At 66.8% G+C, this 17614-nt stretch carries 21 protein-coding genes and 1 tRNA gene; 12 read left to right on the forward strand and 10 right to left on the reverse strand.

The annotated features are described in order from the left end of the window. Window positions 1-129: 129 nt before the first annotated feature. Genes C8N44_RS19290 through C8N44_RS19300 form a run of 3 tightly spaced genes read right to left on the reverse strand, consistent with a single transcriptional unit; the run spans window position 130 to window position 2033 of the window. Window positions 130-894, reverse strand: a complete 765-nt coding sequence (locus tag C8N44_RS19290) for an alpha/beta fold hydrolase (protein WP_107978398.1) — start codon at window positions 892-894, stop codon at window positions 130-132. 40 nt (window positions 895-934) lie between these two features. Continuing rightward, on the reverse strand, window positions 935-1666 hold the full coding sequence (locus C8N44_RS19295) for an NUDIX hydrolase (RefSeq protein WP_158274096.1): 732 nt from the start codon (window positions 1664-1666) through the stop codon (window positions 935-937). Next, window positions 1644-2033, reverse strand: coding sequence for a DUF983 domain-containing protein (locus C8N44_RS19300; RefSeq protein WP_107978400.1), 390 nt, complete (start codon window positions 2031-2033; stop codon window positions 1644-1646). Before C8N44_RS19300 ends, C8N44_RS19295 begins: the two co-directional genes overlap by 23 nt. Before the next feature lie 212 nt (window positions 2034-2245). Here C8N44_RS19300 and C8N44_RS19305 point away from each other — a divergent pair, with 212 nt between their 5' ends. From C8N44_RS19305 to C8N44_RS19320, 4 genes are all read left to right on the forward strand, one after another. Then, the gene (locus tag C8N44_RS19305) at window positions 2246-2842 is read left to right on the forward strand and encodes an EF-hand domain-containing protein (protein ID WP_107978401.1); all 597 of its coding nucleotides are present in this window, start codon (window positions 2246-2248) and stop codon (window positions 2840-2842) included. Between the two features lie 85 nt (window positions 2843-2927). Next, complete coding sequence (locus C8N44_RS19310; RefSeq protein ID WP_107978402.1) at window positions 2928-3512, forward strand: RNA polymerase sigma factor; 585 nt, start codon at window positions 2928-2930, stop codon at window positions 3510-3512. Then, entirely contained in the window at window positions 3505-3849 is a 345-nt protein-coding gene (locus tag C8N44_RS19315) for a hypothetical protein (RefSeq protein ID WP_107978403.1), read from the forward strand. The genes C8N44_RS19310 and C8N44_RS19315 overlap by 8 nt, the downstream gene beginning before the upstream one ends. Window positions 3850-3853: 4 nt before the next feature. Then, window positions 3854-4348, forward strand: a complete 495-nt coding sequence (locus C8N44_RS19320) for a periplasmic heavy metal sensor (RefSeq protein WP_107978404.1) — start codon at window positions 3854-3856, stop codon at window positions 4346-4348. A 3-nt stretch (window positions 4349-4351) separates the two neighbouring features. Here the strand turns inward: C8N44_RS19320 and C8N44_RS19325 are convergent, their stop codons facing one another. After that, a complete protein-coding gene (locus C8N44_RS19325; protein ID WP_107978405.1) occupies window positions 4352-5788 on the reverse strand; it encodes a diguanylate cyclase domain-containing protein in 1437 nt (478 codons plus the stop codon). Between the two features lie 107 nt (window positions 5789-5895). Here C8N44_RS19325 and C8N44_RS19330 point away from each other — a divergent pair, with 107 nt between their 5' ends. The 7 genes from C8N44_RS19330 to C8N44_RS19360 all read left to right on the forward strand — a co-directional run bounded on the left by C8N44_RS19330 (window position 5896) and on the right by C8N44_RS19360 (window position 11221). Then, on the forward strand, window positions 5896-6180 hold the full coding sequence (locus tag C8N44_RS19330; RefSeq protein ID WP_107978406.1) for a DUF3572 domain-containing protein: 285 nt from the start codon (window positions 5896-5898) through the stop codon (window positions 6178-6180). Beyond that, complete coding sequence (locus C8N44_RS19335; RefSeq protein WP_107978407.1) at window positions 6177-6896, forward strand: HAD family hydrolase; 720 nt, start codon at window positions 6177-6179, stop codon at window positions 6894-6896. The genes C8N44_RS19330 and C8N44_RS19335 overlap by 4 nt, the downstream gene beginning before the upstream one ends. 85 nt (window positions 6897-6981) lie before the next feature. After that, entirely contained in the window at window positions 6982-8550 is a 1569-nt protein-coding gene (locus tag C8N44_RS19340) for a trimethylamine methyltransferase family protein (protein ID WP_107978408.1), read from the forward strand. A gap of 109 nt (window positions 8551-8659) precedes the next feature. Beyond that, on the forward strand, window positions 8660-9265 hold the full coding sequence (locus tag C8N44_RS19345) for a heme NO-binding domain-containing protein (RefSeq protein ID WP_107978409.1): 606 nt from the start codon (window positions 8660-8662) through the stop codon (window positions 9263-9265). Further along, the gene (locus C8N44_RS19350) at window positions 9262-10284 is read left to right on the forward strand and encodes a diguanylate cyclase domain-containing protein (RefSeq protein ID WP_308421243.1); all 1023 of its coding nucleotides are present in this window, start codon (window positions 9262-9264) and stop codon (window positions 10282-10284) included. The genes C8N44_RS19345 and C8N44_RS19350 overlap by 4 nt, the downstream gene beginning before the upstream one ends. A gap of 59 nt (window positions 10285-10343) precedes the next feature. After that, window positions 10344-10418: transfer RNA gene (locus C8N44_RS19355), tRNA-Gln, on the forward strand. Window positions 10419-11035: 617 nt separating this feature from the next. Beyond that, window positions 11036-11221: a hypothetical protein gene (locus tag C8N44_RS19360; RefSeq protein WP_107978410.1), complete on the forward strand. Its 186-nt coding sequence runs from the start codon at window positions 11036-11038 to the stop codon at window positions 11219-11221. A gap of 78 nt (window positions 11222-11299) precedes the next feature. Here the strand turns inward: C8N44_RS19360 and C8N44_RS19365 are convergent, their stop codons facing one another. Beyond that, window positions 11300-12736, reverse strand: coding sequence for an NAD-dependent succinate-semialdehyde dehydrogenase (locus tag C8N44_RS19365; protein WP_107978411.1), 1437 nt, complete (start codon window positions 12734-12736; stop codon window positions 11300-11302). Between the two features lies 1 nt (window position 12737). Further along, window positions 12738-13142 carry an isocitrate/isopropylmalate family dehydrogenase gene (locus tag C8N44_RS19370; protein WP_373282731.1) on the reverse strand — a complete coding sequence of 135 codons (405 nt, stop codon included), beginning with the start codon at window positions 13140-13142 and terminating at the stop codon, window positions 12738-12740. Here C8N44_RS19370 and C8N44_RS19375 point away from each other — a divergent pair, their 5' ends adjacent. Next, window positions 13143-13664: a helix-turn-helix transcriptional regulator gene (locus C8N44_RS19375; RefSeq protein WP_146178878.1), complete on the forward strand. Its 522-nt coding sequence runs from the start codon at window positions 13143-13145 to the stop codon at window positions 13662-13664. 220 nt (window positions 13665-13884) lie between these two features. Here C8N44_RS19375 and C8N44_RS19380 read toward each other — a convergent pair whose 3' ends face one another. From C8N44_RS19380 to C8N44_RS19395, 4 genes are all read right to left on the reverse strand, one after another. After that, window positions 13885-15171, reverse strand: coding sequence for an aminotransferase class III-fold pyridoxal phosphate-dependent enzyme (locus C8N44_RS19380; protein WP_107978413.1), 1287 nt, complete (start codon window positions 15169-15171; stop codon window positions 13885-13887). Beyond that, window positions 15168-16406 carry an NAD(P)/FAD-dependent oxidoreductase gene (locus tag C8N44_RS19385; RefSeq protein WP_107978414.1) on the reverse strand — a complete coding sequence of 413 codons (1239 nt, stop codon included), beginning with the start codon at window positions 16404-16406 and terminating at the stop codon, window positions 15168-15170. Before C8N44_RS19385 ends, C8N44_RS19380 begins: the two co-directional genes overlap by 4 nt. A 102-nt stretch (window positions 16407-16508) precedes the next feature. Further along, window positions 16509-16841, reverse strand: coding sequence for a RidA family protein (locus C8N44_RS19390; protein ID WP_107978415.1), 333 nt, complete (start codon window positions 16839-16841; stop codon window positions 16509-16511). 41 nt (window positions 16842-16882) lie between these two features. Beyond that, the gene (locus tag C8N44_RS19395; RefSeq protein ID WP_107978416.1) at window positions 16883-17581 is read right to left on the reverse strand and encodes a TetR/AcrR family transcriptional regulator C-terminal domain-containing protein; all 699 of its coding nucleotides are present in this window, start codon (window positions 17579-17581) and stop codon (window positions 16883-16885) included. Window positions 17582-17614: the final 33 nt, after the last annotated feature.

Here is a 17614-nt window from a genome sequence, read left to right on the forward strand (position 1 = left end):
GCGAGCCGCTCATTCAGGATCAGGGATCGGCAGATTTCGATAAGCTGAATCTGGCGGGCATTGACCAGGCGAGAGCGCCGGGACGGCATCCGCCATCACCATCCATGCCACCAGGACGGCACAAGTGCGCTAGAGGTCCATCTCCAGGAAGGCCCGCACCGATTGCTCGAAGGCGCGCGGCTCCTCGGCATGCAGCCAGTGCCCGGCGTCGGGCAGCTTGGCAAAACGCGCATGCGGAAAGAGGGCGCGGATCCGGTCGCGGTATTCCGGCAGCACGTAGTCGGACTTGCCGCCCGACAGGAAGAGCGCCGGCCCCTCGAAGCTTCCCTCGATCTCGGGAAATCCGACGATCTTGTCCATCTGGTCGTCGAGAACGTCCAGGTTCAGCTTCCACTGCTTCTCGGTGACGTCCAGCGACTGCGTGAAGAAGGACTGCAGCGTCTTTTCCGGCACCGTCTCGGCCAGTTGCGCCGCGGCGTCCGACCGCTTGAAAACACGCGAAAGATCGACACCGCGCATCGCCTCGATGAAACGAGCCTGGTCGTGGGAATAGGCCACGGGCGCGATGTCTGCGACCACCAGCCGCCGAACCAGCTCGGGCCGGGTCAGCGCGAGCACCATGGCCGCCTTGCCGCCCATGGAATGGCCGACCACGTCCGCCGGCCCACCGTAGTGCTCGATCACCTCGGCCAGGTCACCGGCAAGCGCCGGATAGCTGTGGTCGTCATCCTTGAGGCTGTCACCATGGTTCCGCATATCCGGGGCAAGGACGAGCCCGCGGTCCGAAAGGCGCTTGGCGATCACACCCCAGTTCCGCCCCGAGCCGAAAAGCCCGTGGACGATCAGAAGCGGAGGATTCTGGCCCGGCTGGCCATGCTCGATGGTGTTCAGCATGTCTTCCTCCTATGCCAGCGAACCGCCGTTGAAAAGCGCCTCAGTCACCGCCGCGCAGCCGCAGGAAAAGGCTCTCTTCGTCATCGTTCCGGAAGAAGGGCACATGCGCGGGCGGCCCGGGGTCGTGCAGGCGCGCAGTCACCTCTGCCAGCACGACCTCGGTGATGAACGGGAGATCGAACCGCCGCACCTCGGACAACGGAATCCATTGCAGCAGCGACAGTTCCTCGGACGCCGCCGAGAAATCGTCCGGGTCGGAGGCAAGATGATCCGCGTCGAGAAGGAAGAACCGCGCATCGAAGCGGCGGGGTCGCCCCGGTGGCGTGATGGCCCGGAACACGAACTGCAGTGCCGCGGCATCCGGGACATAGCCCATCGCCGCAAAAGCCTCCCATCCAGGCGGCACTTCTCCGCCCCACTCGCCACGCTGCCCGAGGATCTGTCCCGTCTCTTCGAAAAGCTCGCGGATGCCGGCAGCGGCAAGCGCCTCTGCCCGGCAGTCGGAATTCTCCTCGAGGCGCGCGTTGCACAGGTCACCGGGCGCACCGGCAAGCGTCACCTGCCTGTCGCCGGAATCGACGGCACCCCCGGGAAAGACGACCTTGCGCGGCATGAAGACGGCAGCATCACCGCGCTGCCCCATCAGAACGCGCGGCGCGGTGGCCCTGTCCCTGATCAGGATCAGCGTCGCCGCATCGCGGAGCCCCTGCACCTCGGCAGGTCTCTCGCGCCCGCCTGTCTGCGACCGGTCAGTTGCCTCCCGAGAAGCCATGCATGCCCCTTGCCCACTGGAAGCCCACCATGGCGCCCTTGAAACGGGGCAGAAGATAGAGAGACAACCCGATGGTGCCGACCGCGAAAAGGGTGAAAAGCGTGAGCGGTTCCGGCCGCCAGGTCACGAAGGCCACATGCAGCATCGGCGCCATGATATGCCCCACGACCAGGATCGTTAGGTACGCAGGCCCGTCGTCGGCGCGGTGGTGGAACAGCTCTTCCCGGCAGACGGGGCAGTGATCGCGCACCTTCAGATAGCCGGACAGCATCGGTCCTGAACCGCAGTTCGGACAGCGGCGGCGCCAGCCGTTGCGCACGGCAGGCCAAGTCGCACGATCCTCGTGCGTTTCCACCTCTTCGGTCATAGGGATTCCTCTTCGCTCGCGCGCTGGAGAATGGGGGCGCGAAAGGAAACGCAAAAGGCGGTGCGATGTCCTTGCGGCCGGATGTCACAGATCGAATTTCCACGGCGCAAGGAAAATAAAAGCGACGGAAGCTGCCTGCCCACCCGTGAAAGCTATCAGAGACGCGTTGCCGGACGCGACGCGGATCGCTTGAGTGCAGGAAGGAGAAAACCATGACACGCAAGGCAACCTACCTGGGCAGCGCCCTGATCTTCACGCTGGGACTGGGCCTCGCCGGCGCCGCGCAAGCGCAACGGGGCGACGGCCCGATGGGCCCGAATGTCGAGACCATGTTCCAGCAGTTCGACACGAACGGCGATGAAAACGTCAGCCGCGAAGAGATCGACGCGTTCATGGCGCGGCGCTTCGAGGACGCCGACACCGACGGCGACGGCGTGCTGAGCCCCGACGAGACCTTCGCCGCCGCCGAGGCCCGCCGCGCCGAACGCGAGGAAATGCGCCGCCGCGCCCGGTCGGACGCCATGTTCTCGCGCCTCGATGCGGATGGCAACGGCTCCCTGAGCGCCGAGGAACTCGCCAACCGGCCCGGGCCGGAACGGATGTTCGACAGGCTCGACACCGACGGCAATGGCGAGATCAGCGCCGTCGAGATGGAACAGATGAAGCAGCGCTTCGCCAACCACCGGGGCCGGGACGGTCGCGGCTGGCACCACGGCGGGGACCGCCGCGGCGACCACCAGGGACCGCGCTTCCACCAGCGTCCGCCTGCCGCACCGCAGGGTGACGCGCCCAAGCAGGACAATGACTGACAAGCCGTGGCGCGGGTGGCCTGCCGCCCGCGCCGTTGCGCAAAGGCCCGGGACGGGCTAGCGCAAACCCGAACGCGGAACCCGGATGCCTTATGACTCGATGACCGAGCGCAGCGACGAAGACCTGCTTGCCGCCTATGCCCGCGGCGAGGCAGAGGCCGCACGCGCGCTGACGCAACGCTTCGGCCCCCTCGCCTTCGGCCACGCGGCACGGATGCTGGGCGGGGACCGGGCCGAGGCCGAGGACGTCGCACAGGAAGCCCTGCTGCGGCTCTGGCGCGCGGCTCCGAGCTGGGAGCCCGGAAAGGCCAAGGTCTCGACCTGGCTTTACCGCGTCACGGCGAACCTTTGCATCGACAGGCTGCGCCGGGCGCGAAGCGCACCGCTCGAGGCCGCCCCCGAGCCCGAGGATCCGGCACCCGGCGCGGTGGCCGGACTGCAGCAGCAGGCGCGTGCCGATGCCCTGCAGGCGGCGCTGGACGATCTGCCCGAACGGCAGAAGCAGGCCGTGATCCTGCGCCACATTGAGGGGCTGGGAAACGAAGAGATCGCCGTGGTCATGGACATAGGGGCGCGTGCCGTCGAGAGTCTGACGGCGCGCGGGAAACGCAGGTTGACCGAGCTGCTCGGCGGACGCCGGGCCGAACTGGGATACGAAGACGATGAGTGAGCGCAAGGAAAGCGACGGGCTGGAAAGCTACTTCGAGGCCGCACGCGCCGATCCTCCCATGCCGGGTGGCGACTGGCTCGCACGGATGGAGGCCCGCGCCATCGCGGAGGCACCGCGGGCGCCTGCGCGCCTGCCAGAGCACCCCGGCCTGCTGGCACGGATCCGCGCAAGCCTGGGTGGCTGGCCTGGTATCACCGGGCTCGTCTCCGCCTCGGTCTTCGGTCTCTGGCTCGGCGTGACCGGAACACTGACGGCAGAGGACCTCTGGTCCGGTGAATCGCAACTGCTGGTGCTGGACCCGGTCACGGCCTACGACTTGGCCTGGGCAGAGGAATGATCCGATGAGCAAGCAATCGTCAGGCGTCCTGCGAGGGCGCGTTACCCGGGTCGTGCTGGTGATCTCCCTGGCCCTGAACCTCGCCGTCGTAGGCCTCTTGGGAGGGGCAATCCTGCGGGAGGGCCCGCCACGCCATCACCGGCCACCGCCGGACGTTGCCGGCGCCGCGCCCTATACCCTCGCGCTGGAACCCGACCAGCGACATGCGCTCTGGGGCGAGCTGCGCAGCGAATTCAGGCGTCCGCCGCGCGGCGGCATGTCCGAGACCTATGACCGCGCCGTCGCTCTTCTGAGGGAGGATCCCTTCGACGCAGCGGCATTTGCGGCGCTGCTCGAAGAGCAGGCCTCCGCGGCCGAGGCACGCCGCCAGACAGGTCAGCGGGCGCTGACCAACTACATCGCCGGCCTGCCGGCCGACGCGCGCCTGGCCTACGCCGATCGGCTCGAGGAAAAGCTCGCCACCATCGCGGACCGGTTTCGCGGGCGCCGGGGGGACTGACGCTCAGCTGGTGACGGCCCGGCGCAACGGTTCCACCTGGGCCGGTTCGTAGGGATCCTGGTCGAAGAAGCGCTGTTGCGCGTCGTCGTAGACGCAGGCGGTATTGCGGCCCGACTTCTTGGCCGAATAGAGCGCGCGGTCAGCCCGTTCGAGCAGTTTTTCCGGTGAAAGCCCATCGCGGGGGCCGGCAATGGCCGCGCCGACGCTGACCCCGATCCGGATCCGGGGAAGGCCCGGAAGACTGAACGGCGCCCCGCCGACCATGTCCCGGGCCCGCTCAGCTAGTTCGCGGGCCATGCCCTCGTCGGGAACAGAGTAGCCGAAGACGAACTCGTCTCCCCCGATCCTGGCAAGGAGATCGGCATCACATAGCTTGCGCCGGAAGCGCTCCCCCACCTCGGCCAGCAGGGCATCCCCGGCGGCGTGCCCATGGGTATCGTTCACCTGCTTGAACCCGTCGAGGTCAGCGAGGAACAGCGCGTAGGGGCTTGTGACACCGCCGCCGATACGCCTCGAGAGATGCGATAGCGCGAAACGCCGGTTGTTCAGATCGGTGAGCGAGTCCGTGATGGCTGCGCGCAGGCTGTCGCGCATCCCCGCCCGCAGCCTGTCCCGACGGCGCTTGCGGGCAACCTGTCGCCGGAGCCGCACGGCGAGTTCATCAAGCTCCGGCTCTCCGGAAATCACCTCGCAGGCCCCAAGGTCCAGGGCGCGGGCGGCAGCTGCGGACCGCGAGGGGCCGGCGATATAGATCAGTGACGAATGCCGGGTCGCGCGGTTGGCATGGAGCTGCGAAAGGAGCGCCTCGGCAATGGTGGCTCGCCCGGGATCCTCGGTGATCACATAGACATCCGCCGCACCACTCGCCGCGGTCAGCGCAGCTTCCGGAACCAGGACCTCCACATGGTCGTCAAGCCGGGCACCGAGTTCCTCTTGCAGTCGACCGAGGGCAATGTCGCCCCCACCGCTGACCAGCGCGATCCGCGCCGGACGGTGAAAGGGCGATGCGGGTTCGCAAAAGCCGGCCGCCGGGGGCTGCTCAAACTCGAGGCTCAGCTCGGCCTCGGCAGCCTGCTGGCGCAGAAGGGCGCGGACCCGTGCCAGGAAAAGCTGTTCGTCCAGTGGCCCGGTGAGAACTTCGTCCGCGCCCGCCGCGAGCCAATCCAGCCTGTGTGGCGCGTTCTGTTCGGCATGGCGCAAGATCAGCCGGACGTCGCGCCCCTGCGGCAGTGCGCGCAACCTCTTGCAGAACGTCAGCGCATCGAGATCGGGCAATTCCGACGAGACGACCAGCACGTCGGGGCAGTTCCAGGCGAGGGAGGCCAGCGCGGATTCACCGGTCAGTTCCTGACGCACGTTGTAGAAGGCCGAGGACAGCTTGACGCGCAAAACAATTGAGCTCGTCGGAACGGCATCGACGATAAGAATTGTCCCGCTCATCTGTGCTACGTCTCCTCAACACGTTGCGGTGGGGCCACGCGACGGCTAGGTCGCTTGGCAATCTTTGGAGAAGACTGGTTAACAAAGCATTTCAGGCTGAGGGAAACATGGCGTTGACACAAGATGCAGCAGAGATGATCGGCCTTCAGGCCGTGGCCTGGCTCGCCGGAGAGGACGAGCTCTTGCCGGTCTTCCTCGGCTCCACCGGTGCCTCCGAGCGGGAGTTCCGCGAGAACCTGCAGGACCCCGACTTCCAGGGGGCGGTTCTCGACTTCCTGATGATGGACGATGCCTGGATCAGTGCCTTCTGCGAAGCGGCGGGCCTCGACTACGACGCCCCGCGCCAGGCGCGGGTGATGCTGCCCGGCGGAGCGGAAACGCATTGGACATGAACAGCCCAGCCATCTCCGCGATCCTGTTCGACAAGGACGGCACGCTCTTCGATTTCGCGGCCACCTGGAACGGCTGGGCCGCCAACTTGATCACGCGCCTTTCCGAGGGTGACCCGGCATGCGCCCGGGCGCTTGCGACGGCGCTGCGTTTCGACCTCGCCAAGACAGCGTTCGAACCGGACAGCCCCGTCATCGCCGGCAGCGGCGCCGAAGTCGCCCGGCTGATTGCGGACGCACTCGCCGAAAGCGACACGCAGGCGATCGAGGAGATCCTCTCCGAAGAGGCCGAAACCGCCCCCCTGGCCGAACCGGTTCCCCTGGCGCCGCTGATGCTGCGGCTGCGCCGGAGTGGGCTGAAGCTCGGCGTCGCCACCAACGACTCCGAGGCCGCGGCGCGCTCACATCTATCGCGTGCGGGCATCGACGCGACGCTGCACTTCATTGCCGGATACGACAGCGGGCATGGCGCGAAACCGGACCCGGGGCCCCTGCTCGCCTTCGCCGATGCGATGGGACTGCCGCCGTCTGCCTGTGCCATGGTGGGCGACAGCACCCATGACCTCGCCGCGGCAAAAGCGGCCGGGTTCCGCGCCGTCGGCGTCCTGACGGGCCCCGCGCGGGCCGCCGAGCTAGCGCCCTTCGCGGAGGTCGTCTTCCCCGACATCGGGCACCTCGAGGACTGGCTCGTCCGGCAGCGCCCGCCCTCACCTCTCTGAAAACGACGCAATCCGTCGCGAAACGGCATTCAGCCTCCTCGGCTCGGCGTTCTCCTGAACGTCGGGTCAACAGCAGGGGGCGGCAATGGCACATTCAGAGGCGCAGGCGGCGAGGCGGAGGCGCAGCGGCGGTCGAGCGGGCCACGCCCAGCGGCGCGGTGTCGCCGCGATCGAACAGGCTCCCTGGCGCCAGCCGATCAACATCGACGCCCCGACCGAGCCCATGTCGCCCGAGGCTGTCGGCAGGATGCACGAGGCGGTCATGCGCATCCTCGAGGAAATCGGCATCGAATTCCTCCACCCCGAGGCCGCGCGCCTGCTGGCCGAAGCCGGGGCCGAGGTCACGGGCAGCAATGTCCGGATGGACCGCGGGATGGTCATGGAGCATCTCGCCACCGCCCCCGAATGCTTTACCATCACGCCGCGCAACCCGGACCGGATGATCACTGTCGGCGGCAGATCGCTGCTGTTCGGATGCGTCTCCTCGCCGCCGAACTACAGGGACATGGAAATCGGCCGCAAGGTCCCGGGCACCCGGCGGCACTGCCGCGAGCTGCTCATGCTCTCGCAGTATTTCAATTGCATCCATTTCCTGGGTGGCTATCCGGTCGAACCGGTGGACCTGCACCCCTCAACCCGTCATCTCGACGTGCTCTACGACAAGCTGACGCTAAGCGACAAGCCAATGCACGCCTACAGCCTCGGCCCCGAGCGGATCGAGGACGCAATGGAGATGGTGCGCATCGCGGGCGGCCTCAGCGAAGAGGATTTCGCCGCCACGCCGCGGATGTACACCAACATCAACTCCACCTCGCCGCTCAAGCACGACTGGCCGATGCTGGACGGTTGGATGCGCATGGCACGGCGCGGGCAGGCGCTGGTTGTGACCCCTTTCACGCTGGCCGGCGCCATGGCCCCGGTGACCATGGCCGGCGCCGTTGCCCAGTCGCTGGCCGAGGCTCTGTCGGCCGCGGTCCTCGCACAGGTGATCCGCCCCGGTGCCCCCACCGCCATCGGCACGTTTACCTCGAACGTCGACATGAAAAGCGGCGCCCCGGCCTTCGGCACGCCCGAATACATGCGCGCCACCCAGATGACCGGCCAGATGGCGCGGCACTACCGGCTCCCGATGCGGGCCAGCGGCGCCTGCACCGCCAACGTTCCCGACGCCCAGGCCATGTGGGAGACCGAGCACAGCCTTTGGTCGGCGATCCAGTCGGGCGCCCAGATGGTCTACCACGCGGCCGGCTGGCTCGAGGGCGGCCTCATCGCGAGCCCCGAAAAGTTCGTGATGGATTGCGAGGTGCTGGGGCAGCTCATCCGCTACATGGACACCGAGATATCCGAGGTGAACGATACGACACTGGCCCTCGACGCCATCGCCGAGGTCGGCCCCTCGGGCCATTTCTTCGGCTGCCAGCACACGCAGGACCGCTACACGACAGCATTCCACTCCCCCTTTCTGAGCGACTGGAAGAACCACGAGGCCTGGATGGCCGCGGGCGGCGTCTGGACAGCCGAACGTGCACACCTCGTCTTCCGGAGGATCGTCGAAAGCTTCGAGCCGCCCGCCATGGACATTGCCATCCGCGAAGAGCTCGACAGTTTCGTGGCCCGGCGAAAGGCAGAAGGCGGCGCCCCGACCGAATTCTGATCCCTCCCCTCACGTCTTCGGGATTTTTTGCATCGCTTTGAAGCTGTTGCGGTGATGTTAAGCTCCGTGGCCCAGCCTTGTGAGAAACAGCAGGGCAGAAACACTAACGATGCACGGACTGATCTTTCGAACGGTTCAGGTGTTCCTCCAGGACACCTACGGGGCACGCACATGGCAGGACGTCGTGCGCGCCGCCGCGCTCGACCTGACCGAGTTCGAGGCGATGCTTCACTACGACGACTGGCTCCTCGACGAGGTGCTGGAAGGCGCCGCCAGCGTTCTGGGCAAATCCCGCGCGGCCATTCTCGAGGATGTGGGCACCTACCTGATCTCGCATCCCAACCGCGAGGGGCTCCGGCGCCTGCTGCGCTTCGGTGGCGAGGATTTTACCGAATTCCTCTATTCGCTCAACGACCTGCCGGATCGCGCGCGTCTCGCCGTGTCCGACCTCGATCTACCCGACCTCGAACTCCGCGACTTCGGAAACGGCCGCTTCTGCCTGCAGGTCGCGGGACCCCACGAAGGCTTCAGCTGGGTCCTCATGGGTATTCTCAGGGCGATGGCCGACGACTACGGCACACTCGCCATGCTAGACCACCACGGCATGGCACGCGCCCGCGCGATGATCGATGTGGTAATCGTGCAGCAGGAATATGCGCGCGGGCGAAATTTCGAACTCGGAGCAATGCCCTACGACCAGTCGGCCGCATCATGATGGTCGATCCCGAAATCCTCATGCGGCTTCTGCCGATGCACGCCCGGCTTAATCCCACCGGCCACATCCTGCAGGCGGGCCCGACCCTGACCAAGCTCAGCGAAGGGCGCCGCCTCGTCGGCTGCCGCTTCCTCGAGGTGTTCGAGATCTGCCGCCCGCGGGCGATCAAGTCCATGGAGGCCCTCCTTGCGACCCCGGGACGCAAGCTGCACATGCGCCTCAGGGACAGGCGGCGCACGCAGCTCAAGGGATTTGCCGTCCCCGACGGATCGGGCGGGGCGGTGCTCGACCTCTCCTTCGGGATCTCGGTCGTGGACGCGGTGCGCGACTACGGGCTGACCTCGACCGACTTCTCCCCCACCGACCTCACGATCGAGATGCTCTACCTGGTCGAGGCGAAGTCCGCCGCAATGGAGGCATCGCGCACGCTGAACAAGCGGCTCGAGGGCGCCAAGATCGCCGCCGAGGAACGCGCCTTCACCGACACGCTCACCGGACTTCGGAACCGCCGCGCCTGCGATCACGTGCTCGACCGCCGCCTGCGCAACCGCGAACCCTTCGCGCTGATGCAGGTGGACCTCGACTTCTTCAAGCAGGTGAACGATTCCCTCGGTCACGCCGCGGGCGATCATGTCCTGCGGCAGGTCGCCGGGATCATGCTGAACGAGGTGCGCCAGATCGATACGGTGGCGCGCGTCGGGGGCGACGAGTTCCTCATCGTTCTCGATGGAATCACCGATCACGCCATCCTCTCCTCCATCGCCCGGCGCCTGATCGAACGGATCGAATCCCCGATCCCCTACGAAGGGGAGGAGTGCCGCATCTCGGCCAGCATCGGCATCGCGATAAACCGCGGTGACCAGGCGCGCGACAGCCTCTGTCAGCAGACCGACCTCGCCCTCTACGCCTCGAAGCGCGGGGGCCGTGGACGCCACCAATTCTACAATCGCACTGCCATCGGCGCGCCCGGCCTGCCCCGGGATCCGAGCCTGACCGCCGGTCACCCTGAAGAAGGGTGATTTTTCCGCGTATGGGTCTTGATCCCCCCGAAACAGCGCAGTAGATAGCGCGCCACGGTTGGGGTGTAGCCAAGTGGTAAGGCACCGGTTTTTGGTACCGCGCACCGCAGGTTCGAATCCTGCCACCCCAGCCAATGACCTCAGAGAACTCTATACCTCCCAATGGGATAGCCGTTGATCAAGCGGCCAGCCTCCCGTCTCCACATCGCGGTGGTTCACAAACTGGTTCACATCGGGCGGGGTGTAGACCGCGCGAACCGTCGAGAATGTGAGGCCCCATCTCGTTCAAAAAACGGGATCTTCTACTTCCGATGCCGCTGGCCCGAAAAAATACGCTGCTTCAGCGCGCTCGCGTTTCTGTCGGTTTCGCTACGCACACACCTCCTCGCCGAAGCGGTAAAGCGGTCGGCCGACATGCTCTCCTCGATCGAAGCAGAAGAGAAACACGTGCTCGAAGAACTTCAGGACAATCCCGTCGGCGAAGACCGCGTCCAGGCAATACTGAAAGAGATGGTACGGCGCGCCGTGGTCAGAGGTCGTCGAAGCCCCGGCGGTTGCCCGCCAAGTGCTCTCTTTCCTCAGTCGTCTTGACGACCTGAGGGCCCGCGTGGAGCGGGACTTCGACGACCCTCTCGATGTGGGGCGGGATCTGCTCACCGATCAGGATTGAAGCCGGCCCAGGATGCAATGAGGCCGCCCATGTTGCTGTCGGAGGCGCTCGAGCAAGCCTGCGCAGAGGCCCCCGCGAGACGTGGAGAACAAGATCCGGGACATCGGGAAACTCGCCATGGCGTATCTCGCCGACGTGGCTGTGGCTTCAATCGTGCTCGAGCAGTCCTTCGAGTTCCTGTTCAATGTATGGATGCTGCCAAAGGGCTGGAGAAAAGGTCACGGCCGGAACAGGCATGACAAAATCGGCAAAGACCTGTGTCCCTGAAGAGTTTCGCGACGCCGATACCCAAGACGCTCAGCTGCTCGGGACCATACGCGGAAATCGATGGCCCCGAGTGGTCGATCAGAGACCGCCGAAGTGGAACGCCTTGGTCTCGAGATATTCCTCGATTCCCTCCTGCGCCCCCTCACGTCCGAGGCCAGACGCCTTGACGCCACCGAAGGGGGCCTCGGCATGGCTCACCGCGCCGGTGTTGAGGCCAACAAGACCGACCTCGAGTGCTTCACCGAAGCGGAAGGCGCGGGCCATGTCGGTGGTGAAGAAATACGCCGCGAGGCCGAATGGCGTGCCGTTGGCGATCTTCAGAACCTCTTCCTCGGTTTCGAAGCGGAACACCGGGGCGACGGGCCCGAAGGTTTCCTCGCCCGCGAGCTGCATGTCGGTCGTCGCGCCGGTCAGCACCACCGGATCGGCGAATTGCGGCGCCAGATCGCGCGGCTGCGTCGCGCGGGTGGCGCCCTTCGACAAGGCATCCTCTACATGGGCGTTGATCTTGGTGATCGCGGCGGCGTTGATCATCGGGCCGATGGTGGTGCCGTCCTCGGTGCCCGCGCCGACCTTGAGCGCATCGACCTTTTCCGCCAGCTTCACGACGAAGGCGTCATGGATGCCCGATTGCACCAGCAGACGGTTGGCGCAGACGCAGGTCTGCCCGCCGTTGCGGAACTTGGAGGCCATCGCCCCTTCGACCGCCGCATCGAGATCGGCGTCGTCGAAGACGATGAACGGCGCGTTGCCGCCCAGCTCCAGCGACATCTTCTTGAGCGACGGGGCGCATTGTTCGGCCAGCAGGGCGCCGACGCGGGTCGAGCCGGTGAAGGACAGCTTACGCACCACCGGCGACGAGGTCAGCGCGCCGCCGATGGCCTCGGGGCGGCCCGTCACGCAGTTCAGGACGCCCGCAGGGATGCCCGCCCGCTCGGCAAGAACGCAGAGCGCCAGCGCCGAATAGGGCGTGAAATCCGACGGCTTGATGACCATCGTGCAGCCCGCCGCGAGGCCAGGCGCGACCTTGCGAGTGATCATCGCGTTGGGGAAGTTCCACGGCGTGATGATGGCGCAGACGCCCACCGGCTCCTTCATGGCAAAGATCTTCTTGCCCGGCACCGGCGAGGGGATGATGTGGCCGTTGATGCGGCGCGCTTCCTCGGCGAACCATCGCACGAAGGAGGCACCGTAGAGGATCTCGCCCTTCGCCTCGGCCAGCGGCTTGCCCTGCTCCGTGGTCAGGATCAGCGCCAGGTCGTCCGCATGGGCGACCATCAACTCGTACCATTTCATCAGAAGGTCGGCGCGCTCCAGGTGCGTGCGCGCCTTCCACGCGACCATCGCTTCTTCGGCGGCGGCGATGGCGGCATCGGTTTCCGCAGCGGTGCAATCGGGCATGTGGCCCATCGGCGCGCCGGTCGCCGGGTCGATAACGGCCATGTCGTCGCGGGAGATCCATTCGCCGCCGACCAGCGCCGCCTGACGGAACAGGTCGTTGTCCTTGAGGTTCATCTTATGCTTCCAGTGCGGTTAGAATAGCCGAGGTGATCTCTTCGGTGGTGCTGGCGCCCGGGCGGGTGCCGACGCCCTTGGCGGTCGCGGCCTCGATGGCGGTCAGCACGGCGCTCGCGGCCTCGCTCTCGCCGAGGTGCTCCAGCATCATCGCGCCGGACCAGATCGCGGCGATCGGGTTGGCGATGTTCTTGCCCGCGATGTCGGGGGCCGAGCCGTGCACCGGCTCAAACATCGAGGGCGTACCCTCATCGGGGCAGATGTTGGCGGAGGCGGCAAAGCCGAGGCCCCCTTGAATGGCGGCCCCCAGGTCGGTGAGGATGTCGCCGAAGAGGTTCGACGCCACGATCACGTCCAGATCGGCGGGGTTCATCACCATCTTGGCGCACATGGCGTCGATGTGCATGTGCCGCGGTCCGACGCCCCTCGGTTCGATGCCATCGACGCGCTGTTCGGCCAGATTGGCGAAGTCTACAACTCGATGGGGAGCGAACGGACCTCCCTGCTGACCGCACTGTCCCATGCCGTCATGCTGTCTCTGATCGAGGAACTGCGCCGCTTCACCGGCACCGATACCAATCCGGCGAGTGACCAGCTGAACCGTCATGAACAACAGGCGCAGGCCTTCTGCGAGCTGGTCGAGGCGCACTTCGGCGAGGCCAAGTCCATTCCGGACTACGCGCGGGCCCTGGCCGTTTCACCGCCTCACCTGACGCGCATCTGCAAGCGTATCCTCGGCACCTCGCCGAATGAACTGGTCCGGAAACGCAGGATGCTGGAGGCAACACGCCTACTGACCTACACCAGACTTTCGGTGCAGGATGTGGCCTTGCGCTCGGGTTTCTCCGACGTGACCTACTTCAGCCGGACGTTCCGCGCCGAGACGGGCACGACACCGAGCGCCTTTCGCCAGGCGCGGGATAATTGAATTTGCAAACCCGCGTTCAGAACGGGGATTTCCCTATTGATGGGAATGGGGACAGGCCGTGGCACTGCCCGGCGCTTTCGCTGCCGGTCTCCTCTGTGCCAGACGGGGATCTTCGCGGAACGGTACTCGCCGGCAATTGCTCAGCCCGACGCGCGGCGGGCTGGGCTCTTGCAAGGCTCTGCGCGTCCCGAAGGGAGATCGGTGACTTCCGGGCCATATGTCAGGCCTCCGAATTGGCTCCGCCCGCGGCAAGCACGGTATCCAGCGCATCAAGAAAGCCGGCCCGCTCGGCCTCGCCCAGCGGGAACGAGAGCGCGATCAACCCGCGCGGGGCGAAATAGTAGCCGCGCTCCATCATGCGCAGGTGCAGCAGGCGCAGGCGATCGCGACGCACCTCCGCATCCTCTGCCACCGCGTGGATGTTCATGATCGATCCCATGCCCGTGACGTGGAAGGCGCCACCCCGCGCGGCGAACCGCGCGTTAAGCGCCTCGCGGAAGGCCTCACCGCGGGCGAACAGCGCCTGAAGCGCCTCGGGCGTCAGGTGACGGCGCACCGCCTCCAGCCCCGCAGCCATGGTCAGGCGGTTGTTGTTGAAGGTGCCCGCGTGGGGGATCGCGTCGGGATGGGACGGATCGAAACGCCCCATCACAGCGGCGCTACCGCCGAACGCCCCGAAGGCGAGGCCCCCGCCGAAGATCTTGCCGAGCGTCGTCATGTCCGGCGTGATGCCCAGGCGTTCCTGCGCACCGCCGGGCGCCATGCGGGCGGTCTGCACTTCGTCGAAGATGAGCAGTGCGCCGCTCTCGTTGCAAAGCGAATGCAGCCCCTGCAGGAAGTCCGGCGTGCCGACGACGCAGCCCCCCGCCCCCTGCATGGGCTCGACCAGCACCGCAGCAATGCGATCGCCGGAAGCGGTGAATTCCCGCTCCGCGGCCCGCAGGTCGTTGTAGGGCAGCACGGCGAACTCGAAGGGCATGTTGACCGGGGAATTGCCGCTACCGAAGGTCAGGACCCCGCCGTGGTAGCCCCCGGCAAAGACCACGATCCGCTCGCGCCCGGTCACCAGCCGCGCCGCCGTCAGCGCCATGATGTTCGCTTCGGTCCCCGAATTGGCAAAGCGCAACAGGTCGATGGACGGAAAACGCGCCGCCAGCTCCTCGGCCAGCTCCGCCTCGTAGGGCGTGTGCGACGACAGGCCGAAACCGCCGCGATGCGCCTCGGTCAGGGCCTGTTCCAGCTCCGAGCAGGTGTGCCCGTAGATACCGGCGGTGAACTCGCCGAGGAAATCGACATACTCGTGCCCGTCGGCGTCGGTGATCCGGCAGCCAGACCCTCCGGTGATCGACAGGGGATAGGGCGCGGCCCAGAGCGAACTGCGGGTGTTTCCCCCGGGCAGGACCCGCGCGGCGCGCGCCTGCGCCGCGGCACTTCGCGGCGTACGGTCGAGATAGTCCTGCTCGGCGCGGGCCAGCTCGGCGCTCAGTGTGCCGGCGTGAAACATCATCGTTGCAGCCGTCCCGCGGGAAGCAGGGCGCCGAAGCCGCCCGGTGTCTCTCCGGCAACCATCTGCGCCAGCAGGCTGCCGGTCGTCGGCCCGAGGGTGAAGCCCTGGTGGCCGTGACCAAAGTTCATCCAGAGCCCCGCGTGGCGCGGCGCCGGCCCGACCATGGGCAGCATGTCGGGCAGACAGGGCCGCGCACCGGACCACTGTGGCTCGCGGATGCGCTCGCCGACCTCGATGAGGTCCGAAATCCCCTCTCGCCCACGGTCGAGCTGCCGCGGATCGGGGGCGCTCTGCCGCGTCACCAGCGCAGCGCCCGTGGCAAGGCGCAGCCCGCCGGTCATCGGTGCCGCGACAATGCCGTTGGCCACGTCGAGGAAAGGCCGCAGGGGGGACCGTGGCGCAGCGAAATGCCCGTGATAGCCGCGCTTGTAGATCATGGGGATGCGATAGCCGAACCGCGACAGCACCCGCGGCGACCAAGGGCCCAGCGCGATCACCGCCTGTTCCGCCACGACGGCTCCATCCGCGGTCTCGACCTGCCAGCCCGAGCCCGCCTGCTGCAGGCTGGCCGCATCGCCGGTCAGGATCCGCCCGCCGCGTCGGGCGAAAAGAGCCGCATACCCTTCGGTGAGCGCGCCCGGCGAGGCGCAGCTCCAGCTGTCCGTCCAATGGATGACCCCCGCAGGCGCCTTGAGCAGCGCGGGGTCTTCGCGCGCATAATCCGCGCCATCGACGGCGCGAAAGCGCGTGCCGTAGCTCGCGCTCACCCGCTCGGCATCGGCGACCGCCGCGCCATATTCGGCGGCGTCGCGGTAGAGGGTAGCCAGCCCCTCGCGCGCCATCAGGTTCTCGAGCCCCGCATCCGCGATCAGCGGCGCATGGTCCCGCGTCGACCGCTCGGTGAGCCGGACATAGGTGCGTGAGATCTCGGCATGACGAGCGGGCGTGGAGTTACGGAAATAGCGCCAGAGCGCGGGCAGCATCTCGGCCACGCCGCCCATGGACCAAGTCACGTCGTTGCTCCGTCCCAGCGCGAAGCGCAGCAACGTCAGCGGATCACGCGGCAGGGCATAGGGTTCGGCCGCTTCGGCCTGGATGATGCCCGCGTTGCCAAAGGACGTCTCGCGTCCCGGCGCCTTGCGATCGACAAGGGTGACGGCATGGCCCTCCCCCTGCAGCGCAAGGGCGGTGGAAACGCCGACCATACCGGCACCGAGAACGAGAAAGTCTGCCATGGGAAATTCCGAAACTGTTCAGGGAGCGCCGACACCCGCGGATATCATGCCGGGGCCCGGGGCGTGCGACGCCCCCCCGCGCCGGGGCGCCGCGAAGCGGTATCACGCCTCGGCGATGACCGTGATCTCGACCTTCGCGTCGATCATCAGGCCGCTCTGCACGGTGGTGCGCACCGGCAGCGGGTCCGAGAAGTACTCGGCATAGACCCGGTTGAACTCGGCGAAGTCGCTGGTGTCCGTCAGGTAGCAGGTCGCCGACACCACGTTGGCAAGACCCATGCCCTCGGTTTCCAGCGTCACCTTGAGACGCTCGAAGATGTTGCGCGTCTGAGCCTCGATGCCCGCCGGCACGGTGCCGTCGGCATCAAAGCCGATCTCGCCGGAGAGGTAGAGGGTCGAGCCGATGCGACGGGTCTTGGAGAAGGGGAGATTCATCAGAGGTTCCTTGTGTTCTGAAGGTTGGCGAACCTGCCGGTTCATGTCGGTTCGGTCGGCGCGCGGGCTTTCAGCCCCTCGATCAGCAGGTCGAGCAGCAACTCGAAACTGTCGCCGTAAGGGATATCCGCGCCATTCTGCCAGCGCAGGACGAAGATGCGATTGGAAATGTCGGGCAGCGCGCGTGCGGTCAGCGGATAGCGCTGCGGGTCGATCTGGCCGACGCGCTCGGCAAAGAGCGCCTGCCACTTTCCGCTGTCGCTGCCGGGCCTGGTCACCGGGGCCGGCGCCAGTTCCATGGTGACGAAGCCCGCTAGCCCGCCGACGAGCACGTTGAAGGCCGGGCGCAGGGCATCCCCGCGATACCCGCCTTCCTCCAGGGCCGTCAGGATCGTTTCGACCCAGTCGAGGTTGGCGACGCCGTTGGACTTCATCTGGGCGCCCAGCAACGGCGCGACGGCGGGATGGCGATGCACCAGCGTGCGGTAGTTGCGAAACACCTGCCTGAGCCTGGAATCCCATGGCATGCCGTCATCCAGGCTGGCGGACAGCGAGCCGGTGATCGAGGCCGATATCTCGGCGAACAGGTCTTCCTTCGTGCCACCGACGTGCCAGTAGATCACCGCCGGCGAGACACCCAGCGTGCGCGCCAGTTCCCGCAGCGAGAAGGCCGCAAGCCGGCTTTGATGCTGTAACCGCCCCCCGACGGCATCGCTGTGCCAAGGTGGGATCGCAACAATCCTTAATGGGAGGCGGTCATGTCAAAGATTACC

The sequence above is a fragment of the Allosediminivita pacifica genome, assembly GCF_003054175.1.
Classification (GTDB): Bacteria; Pseudomonadota; Alphaproteobacteria; order Rhodobacterales; family Rhodobacteraceae; genus Allosediminivita; species Allosediminivita pacifica.